At 60.2% G+C, this 13486-nt stretch carries 12 protein-coding genes; 4 read left to right on the top strand and 8 right to left on the bottom strand.

Features of this window, described 5'->3' with window-relative positions:
• Positions 1-148: 148 nt before the first annotated feature.
• Positions 149-1321, bottom strand: coding sequence for a hypothetical protein (locus tag HCT51_RS18175; protein WP_166879999.1), 1173 nt, complete (start codon positions 1319-1321; stop codon positions 149-151).
• A gap of 212 nt (positions 1322-1533) precedes the next feature.
• On the opposite strand from HCT51_RS18175, the gene HCT51_RS18170 reads away from it, so the two are divergent.
• The 3 genes from HCT51_RS18170 (at position 1534) to HCT51_RS18160 (ending at position 3751) form a co-directional block, all read left to right on the top strand.
• Complete coding sequence (locus HCT51_RS18170; RefSeq protein WP_166880001.1) at positions 1534-2331, top strand: hypothetical protein; 798 nt, start codon at positions 1534-1536, stop codon at positions 2329-2331.
• A gap of 359 nt (positions 2332-2690) precedes the next feature.
• The gene (locus HCT51_RS18165; RefSeq protein ID WP_166880003.1) at positions 2691-3191 is read left to right on the top strand and encodes a hypothetical protein; all 501 of its coding nucleotides are present in this window, start codon (positions 2691-2693) and stop codon (positions 3189-3191) included.
• Positions 3192-3250: 59 nt separating this feature from the next.
• On the top strand, positions 3251-3751 hold the full coding sequence (locus HCT51_RS18160) for a hypothetical protein (protein WP_166880006.1): 501 nt from the start codon (positions 3251-3253) through the stop codon (positions 3749-3751).
• On the opposite strand, the gene HCT51_RS18155 is transcribed toward HCT51_RS18160, so the two are convergent.
• The 6 genes from HCT51_RS18155 to HCT51_RS18130 form a co-directional block, all read right to left on the bottom strand.
• Positions 3720-3902 (bottom strand): hypothetical protein, encoded by a 183-nt coding sequence (locus HCT51_RS18155; protein WP_166880008.1) that lies wholly within the window; start codon positions 3900-3902, stop codon positions 3720-3722. The two genes, HCT51_RS18160 and HCT51_RS18155, sit on opposite strands and share 32 nt — an antisense overlap.
• A gap of 1121 nt (positions 3903-5023) precedes the next feature.
• Positions 5024-6709 carry a zinc-ribbon domain-containing protein gene (locus tag HCT51_RS18150; RefSeq protein ID WP_166880010.1) on the bottom strand — a complete coding sequence of 562 codons (1686 nt, stop codon included), beginning with the start codon at positions 6707-6709 and terminating at the stop codon, positions 5024-5026.
• A 607-nt stretch (positions 6710-7316) separates the two neighbouring features.
• Positions 7317-8204, bottom strand: coding sequence for a TniB family NTP-binding protein (locus HCT51_RS18145; protein ID WP_166880012.1), 888 nt, complete (start codon positions 8202-8204; stop codon positions 7317-7319).
• Between the two features lie 158 nt (positions 8205-8362).
• Positions 8363-10351 (bottom strand): Mu transposase C-terminal domain-containing protein, encoded by a 1989-nt coding sequence (locus HCT51_RS18140; RefSeq protein ID WP_166880014.1) that lies wholly within the window; start codon positions 10349-10351, stop codon positions 8363-8365.
• Entirely contained in the window at positions 10348-11109 is a 762-nt protein-coding gene (locus tag HCT51_RS18135; RefSeq protein WP_166880016.1) for a TnsA-like heteromeric transposase endonuclease subunit, read from the bottom strand. The genes HCT51_RS18140 and HCT51_RS18135 overlap by 4 nt, the downstream gene beginning before the upstream one ends.
• Positions 11110-11306: 197 nt before the next feature.
• On the bottom strand, positions 11307-11654 hold the full coding sequence (locus HCT51_RS18130) for a helix-turn-helix domain-containing protein (protein WP_166880018.1): 348 nt from the start codon (positions 11652-11654) through the stop codon (positions 11307-11309).
• 303 nt (positions 11655-11957) lie between these two features.
• On the opposite strand from HCT51_RS18130, the gene HCT51_RS18125 reads away from it, so the two are divergent.
• Positions 11958-12257, top strand: a complete 300-nt coding sequence (locus HCT51_RS18125) for a helix-turn-helix domain-containing protein (RefSeq protein WP_166880020.1) — start codon at positions 11958-11960, stop codon at positions 12255-12257.
• A gap of 63 nt (positions 12258-12320) precedes the next feature.
• On the opposite strand, the gene HCT51_RS18120 is transcribed toward HCT51_RS18125, so the two are convergent.
• Positions 12321-13019, bottom strand: a complete 699-nt coding sequence (locus HCT51_RS18120; RefSeq protein WP_166880022.1) for a hypothetical protein — start codon at positions 13017-13019, stop codon at positions 12321-12323.
• Positions 13020-13486: the final 467 nt, after the last annotated feature.

Here is a 13486-nt window from a genome sequence, read left to right as displayed (position 1 = left end):
GGGCATTCAGCAAAGCGGTCGAGCCGCGACTTCCGTGCGCGGTGACGAGGAGTCCGCAGGAAGGTTCGGCTGTTGGGCGTCCACAGGCCTGGGAACTCAAGTCGGTGAACGGCGTGCATGTTTTCGACGGTAGTGATCCCCGTCCCTCTCACCTCGCCTGGGTTTGCGTGAGCGTCGATGGGTCATGACGGTCTGGTTCTGCGTTGTGCCAAACGTCCCTGATTTCGGCTGGCCATGCGTCGGACAGTGGTCGCTTTGTCGGGGCTTCAGCGTTCGGCAAATCTCCCCTCAGCACACGGCGTTCCGGGCCGTTCTGCAGGCAGTCGCGGGCGGTCGCCAAGTTGCGAGCGGCGGCGTCGGTCCAAATTGAAGGAATCACGACCGTTCGAAGTGGGTTGTCGCGAACGAAGGGACCGTAAGAATCCTTCGGACTGATTGGAACCGGTTCCAGACCGAACCTAGTCGACGTGGAGTCGACGAAAGCCTCCGCGTCGCGGTACGCCTCCGCGAGCGCGTGCTCAGAGTCATGGCAGGCTTTCGCGTTCTTCTCGGCTTCAGTGTTCAGCCGGACAAGCACGCGGTTGTACTCGGCGAGCCGTGAACGAGAATCGATCCGCGCACGGGCCCAATACGCGACGATCGGCACGAGGAAGGGAATCGATGCCCACAGGAGCGTCGTGATGTTCATTTCGCTCGGGACGTGCAGAACGTCCAAGCGCCAGGCATGGCTGAAAGCCTCGTATACGAACGCTGCAGACAACACGAGGATGCTGACGATTAGGGACGTCATTGCGAAGTTACCCGAGACGTCATCCTTGCCCCCGCGCTTTCGCTTGAAGAGGTCCTTGGCTGCTGCTTCGGCTGCTTCACGACGCTCATCGGGCGTAGTCGTGATGGGGGTCGGTGCCGTCTGCGAGAGCCGGACGACACGACGCGCCTCAATCAGCGGGTCTGGAACCAGCGATTTCCATGCCGTGTCCCATCTCTCTTCGATTTCCGAAGCCGTGCTAGCGATGGGGTCGAACCTGTTTTGGAAGGACTCCCATGCTTTGCCGTCGGCGCTGATGATCCAGCGCAGGGTGGCAGTCTCCTCCTTCTGTTGCTCGATGATGTTCAGGAGCGCCTCGCGGTCGTCAGCCGCTTCATCGGCCGCCTGCTCCAATATTTCGTAGGCGGCGGCGGTTTGGGCCTTGCTTTCAGCGAGAGCGGTTTGGAACTCCTCAGTCTGCGTCTGGATTGCAGAGCGAGTTCCCTCGTGCAACTCCGCTTGCCGGCACGCATAGCAATCGTGGTGGTGAGTGACGTGCTTGTGACAGCCCACGGTAAGTTCCTTTCGGCATCATTCAGATGCCGAGCCAATCGGAGCCACGGCAAACATGAGACGAACACACAGACTATTGGTTCGGGATGTCTCGCCGAGCGCGTGAAGTGGCCCCAGAAGAGGTGCCGAGAGAGTTATGCGACAGCGACGCCCGGCGTTCACCATGGAGAGTTTTAGCGGTCTGCGTCTGATGTGACCGCTAATCTGAGCCCGTGAGTGAGACTGAGGATCCGATAGTCGTGATGCGGACGAAGCGGCCCCGATGGCTCGACGTTAGTGTCGCAATCGCGGTCCTACCAATCGCCGTCGCCGCACTTCGGATACTCCTCTACTCCGGCGGCGACCCCGTGCTGATGAAGGTGCTCGTCGATACGCTCGACATCCCCACGCTCATCCTCGGTACGCTCCTGCCGCTACTGCCAGCGCTCCTCTGGCTCCCCCTCCAGCCGCTAATCCTCGATGCATCGCTGGCGCGGCAACTTCTGGGGGGCAAGTCGCGCACGTTGTGGATCATCCTCGTACTGGTTCTCGTGCTGATCTACCTCCTCATTGGGCCCTGGCCGAGCACCATCGAGATGTTGCGGAACTGCGTCATCGGCGCCGCCACGGGCGCCGCCATCGCCTACTGCTGGTACGTATTCAAGGAGCGCCGCGCCGGGCATCGATGGCTCACCGCGCTTCGCGTTCGGCTGGGTTGGGGCGTTGCACCTCCGGTCGGGCGCCCTATCCACGTGCTGATTATTCCGCTCGTTGTCCTCGCGGCAGTCTTCGCAATGCCCCTAGGCATGTGGCTCCCTCTCGAAAGGGTCACTACTGGTAGCACGCCGGTGCTCGCGTACGTCCTGCAGAACGAGAATGACTGGGCCACCCTCATGGAAGAGGACAAGACAGTGCTCCGAGTACCTGCGACCTCCATCACCGAGCGGGCGATCTGCGATCAGGGAGAGTACGAGTCGCTCATCACGACTTGGACAGGTGGCGCAAAGACCACTCCTTCGGTCTGCGACTAGCGAGCACCCGTCCTCGCGGCGGGCTGGTGGCCCGTCATGAGCGCGTGTGCGGTCAGCGAATCGCGCGTTCCGCTCCTCCACGCGGAAAGGCGCCGGCTGCGTCATTGAATGTCGCATAGCGCCGATAGGCTCTGATCGACCCGAAGCCGTGGGGGGAATGGCATCGGAAGTCGACGGCGATCGACCAACTTTTTGGGGGAACCATGAACCGCACACCACGAGCCGCGTTAACGGCCACAGCGATGACAGTGTTGCTCGCAGCGCTCGCTGGCTGCACCAGCCCGACCGACGAGTCGACTTCTACAGAGCGGTCACCAGCCGCAATCGCGGAAACCGCTCCTGCCGTTGACCCGGGACCCGTGACGCTCACAGCTGCCGACGGCGCGCAGCGTTACCTCGACATTGTCTGCGCAAACAATATCGCGGCCGGCAAGCTTGCCGACGCGTTCACCGCGGGCGAGGCAGAGTGGCTAAATGGCGGCGCTCCCGACCCCGGCGCGGTGAAGACGGCAGCGACCGATCGCGTGGCGCTGAACCGCATCGCGATCGAGCAATTGGACGACACCTACTTCGTCTGGCCGGACACCGTTGCAGGCCACCTGCCCCACATCCGGACCAGCTACATGGCAGAGCTGTCAACGCTCAACGCGATCGCGAACGCTGGTTCGTACGAGGATGCGTACTACACGACGTGGCCGGAGATGCCCGCTGAGCAGCAGGCAGCTGCCCAGGAGATCCGCTACCAACTCGGCCTGTCGGCCGACACGGACGCCAGCTGCGTCGGCCACGAAAACGGCCTCAACGCGCTCGCCGCAGCGAAAGCTGATCGAGACGCCGCGCTTGCGGCAACGGCAGAATAGGCGCCCACCGGCAATCTCGCCATGATGGCGGCGACCAGCGACTCTTTGGCGGAACAGGCTTGACTACACAGCACATCGGAGCGGCGGGGGAGATCCTCGTCCAGTACCAGTTGTTAAAGCTCGAAATCGACAGCGCCCGCCTCACCACCGACTCGGGCGTCGATTTGGTGGTGTACTCCCCCGGTGACGGCGCGGCGACGACTGTACAGGTGAAGACGGTCCGGTCGCCCATGCCCTCGGGCGGGAGTGGCAAGGCCGCCATCGGTTGGAGCTTTCCCCACGATTGCCAGGCGGACATGCTCGCCGTGACATCGCTGTCAACGGACACCGTGTGGCTCTTCACTCTGGCCGAGGCACGAGAACTCGCACAACAACACACCACCGCAGGCGCTCGACGGCTCTATTGGTACACGGACGAAGCGATTGCACAGAAGAACGGTGTGCCGTTGAAGCAGAGCGATATGGCAGGGTACCTGCTTAGCGCGAGAGCGCCCATCCTCTTTCGCGTGAATCGGGGCCGCGAGGCCATCAGGTTTGGTGCTGCCGGCGCCAATGGGTAGGCGGCAGGGTTGGGTTGTACTGGTCGACCATATGCCACAGGCCAGCCCGTACCTCGACGGCGGCGAGGATCGGATGCCGGTTCGGTGTCGGGTTCTTCGCCGCTCGGGTGCGCGCGTCGATGGCGTCTTGGCGACTGTGCTGCATGGCCATGAGTGCTCCTGTGGTGCTTGGAGCAGCCCGGCCGCTGCGTTACGTCGATTCTAACGACTGGGCCACAGTCGCTTCGAAGAGAACAAAACTGATCTGTACCCCCCTTATGCTCGTCAGAACGCCTGCCCCCCTGCAGGCGTTTGGCACGTCATCCCTGTCTCCGGGTAGAGACATGAGTGGATCGTGCTCGCTTCGTCTCCGGGGCGCATTCGGGTTGTATCCCGGAGGCGAAGCACATTCGAATCACGCTTACCGGGAGAGGACTGCTCGTGAATCTCTCCTGCCCAAATTGCGGAGCATCGATCAGGGCGGTTGTTGATCGCAAATATAGTTTTCGTAACGCAAACCATTTTTCGTTGACGGTTCAAGTGTCGCTTGCGAAACCTCACCGTCACGCTTGCCCGAAAGCCGAACTAGTAGGAGGGTTGGGGCGCCTCTCGGACTGCTCGCTGGCGGTGGCGAATTATCGAGGTCAGACTGCTCACGCTCAATGGCGAGGCCGGATTGATCCATCCACGAAGATCCATTTTCGGGAGTAGCGTGTCGACATTTCGCCACTGTTGGTCAATGGAAATCGAGCAGTCGTGGATAAGGTCGGCGCCGTGGGGACGGTTGAGGATGTCTACCGTCATGGCTGTCATCCCGGCAGCGGCTGGCCCGAGCACCCGCAACCACCGTGTAACGGCGCATGCCGGGCACGCCGGTGCTGAGTCCGCTCGCGCGACCATGCGTCGTGCAATGGCAATTTCAGGTTGCAGCTTCACATCTCGCGTTTCCACAGCGAGGGCCTCTCGACTACTCATCCCCAATACGGCGATTAGAACGAGCAACCAAGCGTCGCGTCTGCCTCGAAGGCCGGCGGGGAATCCGGATGCCGGCATCTTTTCCAACAGTTGTGGCCAACCCTCATCGAGGCCGCCTGTGGATCGGGTCTTGAGACCGCCAGACTTCAGCGCACGCAGTATGGCCCTGGTCCGTCTCTTCTGAGTGGCCTCCGGCCCAGACACGTCTCTAAGAAACGCTTCGATTTCGCGTGTCGTGCAGCTCAAAGCGTCGATTTGCATGGACGTGCACCAATCGCGAAAGAGCAGCCAATCCCTGTCGGTGACTTCGTCCAATCCTCACCTCCGCGACCGGAGTCTCAAAGCCAAGACTTCGAATCGCTCGCTCGGTATACCGCCGCTGCCCGCTCCTTCGTCCTTGTACGTCCAAGGTAGGACTCGCGCAGCGCTGGGCGAACGACGCTGTCCCGCCCTAAGCCGTACCGGGCAGTCGGGACAGCCATGGGTGCGCAGACGGTTGGTAGCCTTCGCGTATCGAGTGTGGCCAACCTCGCAAGTCCAGAATCGACCTTGATTTCCGGGGAGGATTTCAGCCGGAGAAAGGCCCATATTGGCTTCAAAGTCCCAATCGAGGATTATGAACGGGTAGCGTGCCGCAAGCGTGAACATTTCGAATCCCTCCTCGTGGTCGCAAATCGGACAATTGGAGTTCGCGGTCATTTGCTTCACCGACTTTGGGTAGGGATGGCCGTGCGCGCAGCACCACCAAAGGCGAACCCCTCCAGCCGCCAGCACCTCATAGGGCTCCAAGCCAAGGTTCAAGCCAACGTGCCACTTTTCGACCCAGTCCGGGTGTCTGGTTGCAATGTCGTTGAAGCCGGGCAAGACCAGGCGATCGTCACAATACGGACACCCTGCTCCCCGCTCTCTTGCAGGTATTGACTCGTAGAAGGAGTGATTGCGTTGACATCTCCAGAAGTGCAGGCCACCTAAACCCGGCCCTGCTAGGTCTGCTGGCATCCCGTTCATCGGGCAATCCCATTCGTTCGCGAGACCCAGAGACATCGAGGCTAGGTCGTTGAAACCGGGCAGAGTGGCGCGCCCCGCGCAGTACTCGCATCCCGTGCCGCGCACCCGAGCCCGTACTTCTTGGTAGAAGAAGTGCTCCTGACTGCATCGCCACCACAGCCATTTCTTAGAATTCGGCGCAATGGTGGCTGGGGCTAAGTCTTCACCAGGGGCCCAGTACAACTCAGCTGCGATGTCAGGGTAATATGCGGCCAGATTACGTTCGGGGGTAACCCGGCCAGGGGCGTGCGCCTCGCACGTGGGACACACCTGGCGAACGATCTCCGCAAACACCGTGCCGCGGTAGGAGTGATTCTGCGGACATAACCACCAGTACCAGGTCGTCTTGTCACTCAAAGCCACAGCATGAATATCCACTGACTTGTTCTTCTCGGGATGCCAGCGCGCGGCGACAGCCGGATGGAGATCCACCAGCGTGTTACACCCTCGCAGCTTCTTGTCGCCGGCGCATATTGAGCATCCGGGCATTTGGTTCTTGAACGACTCGGCGACGAACGATGGCTGGCGCAAAGTCGTATGGCCGCGTGGGCAGAGATTCAACAGAGCCGTCGCCGACGTCGATCTCGTCCGTAGACGTGTTGGAGCGTCTGACTCGGCAACAAATAGCGCGATGCATTCGAGCCACTCATTCCCGAGGCTAGTGCGCAGGCATTCGATGTAACGCTCGAATGGTTCGAGCGGACGGGTGACGTCCTTTAGGTCGATAGCGCTACGGCAGACCTGATAGCTGCGGTGCGGTTGGTCCCAGCCGAGCAGCTTGTCGCGGATCGTGGCGAAATCTGGCCGGATCCAAAGCCATAGGCCATCGACAAGAGCCGGGTGAGGTCCAATAGTTTCGTCTATCGAGTCAACCAGCTCGGCGTATGCATCGCGGAAGGTGAGATGCGGGTCGAAGAGTTTCTGCTGGAAAGCTGGGGCGGTGATGAGGTCACCCAATCGAACAACGGTCGCGAAGTGGGATGACTTCGCGCGGGACCTTCCAGGCCGGTCGGCCCCCTCCATGGCGTGAGTGACGATGGACTCTAGTTCGTTCAGGAGAGTCTCGTCCAAACGCCCTGATTGAAGCAGATCGCGTAGTCGGCGATCTGCTCGGACTGTCGTTTGATCCACTCGGTGTTGCTCGTCAAAGGGGCATCCGGGTCCGATCCATACTGCGTGCTTGTGGCACACATAGGGGTAAAGATGAGGCACTTGTGCCACACGTTCCCCATGCTCGCACCGAGCACAGCTGTATCGTGGGAGCGGCAGAATGTCGTGCCGGGGCGCCGTGCGTAAAAGTTCCTGAACGCTTCCCGACCTCAGCCGATTCCATGCCCTCGTCTCGTATCGGTGCTGGTATCTATTTCCACTGAGCACCTTCAGTACTTGAAGGCGCGCTTCATACGAGCTTGTGCCAGGATCGGCCTGTCGAATTTGTCGCGCGCACCATTCGAAATGGCTCGCCTGAACAGAGTTTGCGCTCAGGAGCCGTTCGACATAGCTCTCATCCGACTCGAGATGCCCGGGTTTGGGTGCCAGGCGCAGCGGCCTGACCTTAGACCGCTCAGTCGGGTGCATGCCTCACCCCAAATGGGAGACCACCATTCGGTGCCTTTGCGTCGAGTTGGATTCGTTCCATGACGTCGAGCGTGATTAGCTCGTCGGCAGGGTCTCGTTGTTCCCGAACGACCCTCATCGCAGAGCGCGTCAAGAGAGTGTTGACCGAACCTATCCGCCCACCGGTGCGCTCGTGGATGTAGCTACTCAGCGGCTGCAGAGGGTTCTGCTCCGAGCTCAGTAGCCCAAGGCGCTTCCAAAACCCAGCGAGCAAGCCGTTCCATTCCCTCGCTTGCTCGACAGTCCCCGCGGGATAGTCGTGGAGCCGGAGCAATTGGCTTCGACCCATAAATTGCTCGCCGTGCGGGCCAGCGAAAAAGGGACCGTTCTCTATGTTGAACCCCGAATAGAGAAAGGAAACAGGTACAGCTTCGATCAGGTCTTTCAACACTTGAGCTGCGTGATGGACGCCTTCAGTCTTCCCTGCAAGGTTCTGAATCTCATCGATGACGAGGAGGCGAGTGTTCGCCGCGTACATCTGCGGAATGACCATCTGAATGATCTCTTCTGCGGTGGCGTTCGTACGCATCGGAAGCCCGAGGAATATTGCAAATCTTCCGACCATCGCTTTGGCGGTAGCGTTGGGCGGCACGGATACAAAGATGATGGGCACAGAGTTCGCATCCGCTGCATCCGGAAAGACTTCGGTGTAGGTGTGGTAAAGGTGCCGCATACATTCCAGACAAGCTGTCGTCTTGCCCGAAACGGGGGTTCCAGACAACAGAACACCAGATCGACCCCGTTTTTTCTGCGAGAGCCACATAGTATCGCCGAGCGTTTCTATCAGCGACCGAATTAGGCGGGTTGGGACAATCAAATCCCCACCGAGATCCATTAGACGGGTTCTGTCGAACCTACGGCGGGTCTCAGCGTCCCAGCGGCGCATTTCGTCCCAGCTCGGCGAAGTCGGCCTGGTCTGAGGCACCGAGAGGAACTGTCGAAGGCCTGCGGCTCGGTGCAATCCACGCTCGTCATCATCCTCGCTCAATTCTTTCAAGGTGTGTCCTCCTCATCGAGTTCAATTTCCATCGGCTCAATCGCCGCGAGGTCATAGCTGCGCGATGGCTCCGCTGAGATCGCAAGGTGTGCGCCAAGTTCAGATTCGCGCTGACGAGCCGCATCGTTTCGGGCGCTGTGCGACTCCTCCCTCTTCCGTTGCTGATGCCCCTTGACGAGCCCGCTCGTCACTGCGTGCGCCTCTTCGTTCGTCACCGATATCGAGCCCTGATCATAGAGGCGAGCCCAGTCCTCAATTGCCTTTCCGAACGGCTGGTCAAGGTGGCTTCGGTCAACCAATTTGCATGCGATCCAGTCGTGGTTCGGCTTCTCAACCCAGACCTGGCCGTAGTTGTAGGGGTCAAATCGTATGGGCCACCGGCGACCTGCGCCAGCCCAGTTAGACGGCATGCCGCGGTATGGATCCAACTCCCGCGAGTCGTACCTTCGGTTTCGGAAGCTCACCCCGAGACGCCCGATTGTGCGATAGTCCGGCGACATGAGAGAGATGTAGCCGTCGCTCGTGATCGGTTGCAGCGGCTCGTCGGACGTGAATCGCCGCATGGCTTGATACAGGGTATTGGGTGAGTGCATGATGCTCGGGTACAGCGGATCCCGCAACGATGCATGTCGGCGGTTGGCGTAGATGTAAGTGCACCAAACGTCAAACAGGCGGGCCAGTTGCTCAATGCTCAAGAGCTCCTGTTTTTCGACGTTACGCCCGCGATTTTCCGGGCTTCCGCCTGTGAAACCGGGAATGTACTGGGCGAATCCAGTCTCGATGTATCGGAACAATCGTTCGACGTTGGGCTTGTCGGTTGGGGTGTAGGACGCGGCCTCAATTCTTGTGACACCGAAGCGGTCGCATGCTGACACAAACTCTCGAGATACGTAGTCCGCGCCGTGATCCGTGACAAGTACGTGCGGGCGCACGTACGGAGCCGGAAGCAGGGCAACGTCAAGCTCTGAACCGAACACAGCAGGCCACACGTCCTTACTAAGGAGTTCCGTCAGCTCTCGGTCGACAGGTCGGGACTCTGGAGGGAGTAGCGCTCGGGCAAGTAGATGTACGTGGTCGATTGCCTTCATTGCCACTATCCGAAGACAGCTGCCGATGATGAGCCTCGTGGGTATGTCGATCATCACCGTTAGCTGCGCAGCATGCGCCCTTCCTTTGTAGTCGCGGACCATGATGTCGAAGCCGGAGCTGTCGATCTGGACGGCGCTTCCAGGGAATAGCTCGACTCGGGTCCTATTCAGTCCCTTCGGCTGGTTGGCGGCTGATTGTCTCGTAGTTGCCTTGCCAAGGGTGTGTTTGCCGTTGCCGAGCATCTTGAGGTAGTTACGCATGGCGGAGCGAGACGGAAACCGGCTTCGGAAGTCAGGATCGAGCACTTCGAGATGATCACGAGTGCGAGCGATAAAGGCGTCCAGAGAGCCAGTCGATGTGAATATGCTGTCGTCAATTGTTTCGAGGATCGCCTGCCTGACCTTGGGGTGAACGCGCCCCAGCGGGTCCTGGGCGCGTAGTTTCCGGCCGTCAACGAGGGCGGCAGGCCCGCCGATCTTCCAGCTCCGCTTTTTGTTTTGCAGTGAGCGCAGCGTCATGGGAGCCCCAAGCCGGTCGAGTTCGTCGAGCTTTGACCTTTCGCGAACCCCAGCGGGAAGCTCCGGCCGATATTGAGGGCGCGGCTCAATGGCGCCGCTGAGTTGTTGCCCGGTCACAAGTTCACGCATGTGCAGATCGAGATCAGGGGGGTTCAATTCTGGGAGGCTGGCGCTGAGACGAAGCCGGCCGGGCTCAGATGACACGCTTGATCGTGAGGGTCGGTCTACTTGGCCAATCGGAACGCTCCGCACGGCGCCCGAGTTCATGTCGCGGAGTGTCACCCAGTCCTCCTCGACGATCACCACGGCGAACTTGATTCCTCGGAGAAGGAGGAGTTCACCTGGTTCGAAGCTTCGCTTCTGCCCGTCGCCGCTCATGGTTCACCGTCCCAGATGATGAGGGTGTCGTCGCCCAATGGCGCCATCAAGTCGAAAAACAAGGCACGCTTCCACATCAAGTGAAAGAGCGCTGCGTACGCGGTCGGGAACCCCAGCGCGCTCGCGGCGCGCCCGATTGAAACGGGATCAGCGCAGATAGCCCGGACGCTCTCGACGACAGCCGAGGGCGGCGCGAACCTGTCGAATCGATAGCCCGCAATCCATTCCAGGTTCTGACTCGCTGACCGGTTGGGAGCTCCCGTCAGCACCTCATATCTCCAGCCGACGGCTTGGCAAACTGACTCCGTCATGACGAAGGTCTGGATAGTTTTGGGGTCCAGAAGCGCGGCGGGCCGAACGTCATAGACAACTTGCTCGCCGCTTGCGTGGACCGCAAAATAGTCCGGATAGTGCCGCAAGTTATTGGGGAAAACGATGCAGAACGGCTGCGCAGAGATACCACGTATGGTGCAGAAATGGTCGAGCATGCGCAGCGCAGCGCACTCAACGAGTGACTCGTACCAAACAAGATGCTCGAGTTGCGCGAACCAGTAGAAACCCTGGTAGTTGCGTTTGTGTGGGTAGTTGATGGGCTCACGAGAGGCTAGCGATCGCTCGAGCTGTACATGGGTGAGCTCGGGTCCGGCGTGCAGCATGTGCTCGCCCTTGTGTTCATCTATCCAGTAGATGTCTGGGGCGGCCGAAGTGGGTTTCTTCTGACCGAAGGGGTTGGCTCTGCTCGCGCCGAAGGATCCCACGAGTTGTCAGCTCTCAACAAGGCTTCGCATCGTCGTTGTGGAAGGCGAACGCAGCGTGGAGTGACCGCTGGAGCAGGATCCAAGTAGCGACCGTGCGTTTGCCTGAACGCCCGGATGCGAACCAGATGCTGTGTCCACCTTGTCGCGGTGGATTTCCGCGGACATGACAGCGACTGTAGTATCACCGATCCTGAAAGTCACTGGGTCCCTCCCAAAACGCGGAGCACCGTCGCGATCAGGACGGCTAGAGGCTGGGTCCGCGCAATGCGAGCATCTTCGCCATAGAAGGTTTCAGCCCTCTTGCGTGCCTGTTTCTTGGGCACTGTGATTACGGCGCACCGATACTGATCGCGGAGCAAGGTGACTGTCGTGAGCTGCGTAATCGATTCGGCAAGCAGCACCACGCTTGGGCGCGTCCTGGACTTGAGGAGCTCATCGACAGACGCCGCGGCGATGACGACCGTCAAGCGACGATCGCGCTCGAGAACCACGGAGAGGCCCGACCGGTAGTGAAGCTCCGGGTCCACAATGGCGATGCTAATCATCTCGAGTCCTGCTCGTCCTCAATGATCCAATGCAAGCTTGGCGATAATAATAACCGACAGAGTGGGAAGTTGGAAGAGTTCTTGGGTGACCGCGGGAGAGGCTCCAGTACACCCAAAACGGTCCATCCCGCTTGGGCAGCGGCAAGCTTCGGTTGTGGCACCTGGGCTCGCGCCCGTAGTGCGCGACACGCCTGAAAGGTTGCGGTCATGACCCGACTGCTGCTATTCATTACTTGGTTAATGTTATAACCACAGGAGAGAGGTGTCGATGTCTGACTCTTCGTTGTCCTCTACGGTATTGTCATGGCTCGACCTCCCAGACCTAAGCCGCGTGATCTCGCGGTTGGCTGGCCCGACGTGAAATCCGAAGATTTAGCTGGCGAGGTCGCCCGGCTGTTTGCGCTCAATGTGCGGCACGCGATGGGTGACCGCAGTATTCGATCCGTTGCGGCGGAGGCTGGTATCGACCACGTCACGCTGGGGAATGTGCTCAAGGGCGACTCCTGGCCGGACCTCGTCGTTATCGCTCGCCTGGAGTACACCTTTGGCGTCGACCTCTGGCCAGGACGTGTCAAGTCGGGGGCGCGGATCCCTCGAGCTTGAGGTGCCAGCGATCTAACACTGGATACAAGTTTGTTGAGCACGGCGGCAAAGCCTCTGGGGAGTTCAAATGCCTTTAAGCCCCCCATCGCAAGTTCCGATGGGCTGATCGCTGGCTCGAATTGAGAGCACCGTTGTTGTCGTTCGCCTGGTGAAGATGACGTAGCGCGGGTTGCCGAGAGGCTCGAGAACGAAGACGGCGGGGAATCCGACCTGGAGGCTGACGACAGTAAGTATTTTAATGAGCTCACCGTCGCGCCTCAGGCGCACTGATTGAACCCCGGCGCCATGCGATTGGAGGGTATTGGCTCGCGACCGACAAAGGGTCATACGGTCGAGATCCACCAGGTACTCGCTCCCGCTGACAGTGCGGACAACGACGCGGCCGCTTGCTGGGCCAGGCTGGTCCTCCCATTCCTCACCGAAAGAATCTGGACCCGAGGGGAGGTGGCCGAGGAGGAAGTTGGCCAGCTGATCCACCGCGCCATCGCGGGTCTGTTCCGTCCGGCTTACCGGACAGTAACCACCCTCCCGGCGAAGGGCGAGTTCGAGCGTGAGGGATCGGTTCAACGTGACTACTGCGATGCGGCACTCGGTGTCGCTGACGACCCGGATTAGTACGAGTCTTGAAAGAGTGGTCTCAATGAGAAACTTGAAGTGAAACCACGACCTAACCGGTGCGAGTTTGGAATCCCCGGTACGGAAGAGAATCGCCGGCTGACGACTCGTTTGGTCATCGCGCGGCTGCCCTTCGAAAGCGGTCATGAGACAGAGGCTCGGGTCGTCGGGTTCTCAGCGCTATTGAGGAGCTGGAAATCGACGCTCACCTCGAGGTCTGCGACGGACGTATTGCCTAACGCAGCTCCGGTTGCGTGCCTGGTTCCAACTTCGGTTGTCAGCTCCTGCATCATCGCGCCTCCGATAGTGTGGCGATTTTAATCGCCACACTATCGGAGTACAGCAGGGCGTCAAGGGCCACCTGATGCAGGGCTTCTGGCAGCCCGGTCTGACTGGCCTCCGCTCGGTGCGGGCTGGGGGCTCTCGCCCGACTCGACCATGTGCCGAGAGTACCGCGCTGCCGCAGCACGTGCGAAGACTTGGAGAACCAGCGCAACGGGTGCCCCAAAAGACGACTGACACCAGCCCTTCCCGACGCGATCCGCGCACGTTATCGACGTTTGGCTCCCACCTCTCATAGGTGGCCACATCCCCTAATCAGTTGATTAAGCAGG

Source organism: Salinibacterium sp. ZJ450, assembly GCF_011751885.2.
Classification (GTDB): domain Bacteria; phylum Actinomycetota; class Actinomycetes; order Actinomycetales; family Microbacteriaceae; genus Ruicaihuangia.
The sequence above is the reverse complement of the archived record's forward strand: the minus strand, read 5'-3'. Positions and strand labels throughout refer to the sequence as shown.

Bases quoted from the DNA above. Each gene is read 5' to 3' on its own strand.
- HCT51_RS18140 (WP_166880014.1), bottom strand. From the start codon at position 10,351: ATGAGCGGCGACGGGCAGAAGCGAAGCTTCGAACCAGGTGAACTCCTC.
- HCT51_RS18130 (WP_166880018.1), bottom strand. From the start codon at position 11,654: ATGATTAGCATCGCCATTGTGGACCCGGAGCTTCACTACCGGTCGGGC.
- HCT51_RS18145 (WP_166880012.1), bottom strand. From the start codon at position 8,204: ATGGATCTCGGTGGGGATTTGATTGTCCCAACCCGCCTAATTCGGTCG.
- HCT51_RS18125 (WP_166880020.1), top strand. From the start codon at position 11,958: ATGGCTCGACCTCCCAGACCTAAGCCGCGTGATCTCGCGGTTGGCTGG.
- HCT51_RS18155 (WP_166880008.1), bottom strand. From the start codon at position 3,902: ATGGCCATGCAGCACAGTCGCCAAGACGCCATCGACGCGCGCACCCGA.
- HCT51_RS18120 (WP_166880022.1), bottom strand. From the start codon at position 13,019: ATGACCGCTTTCGAAGGGCAGCCGCGCGATGACCAAACGAGTCGTCAG.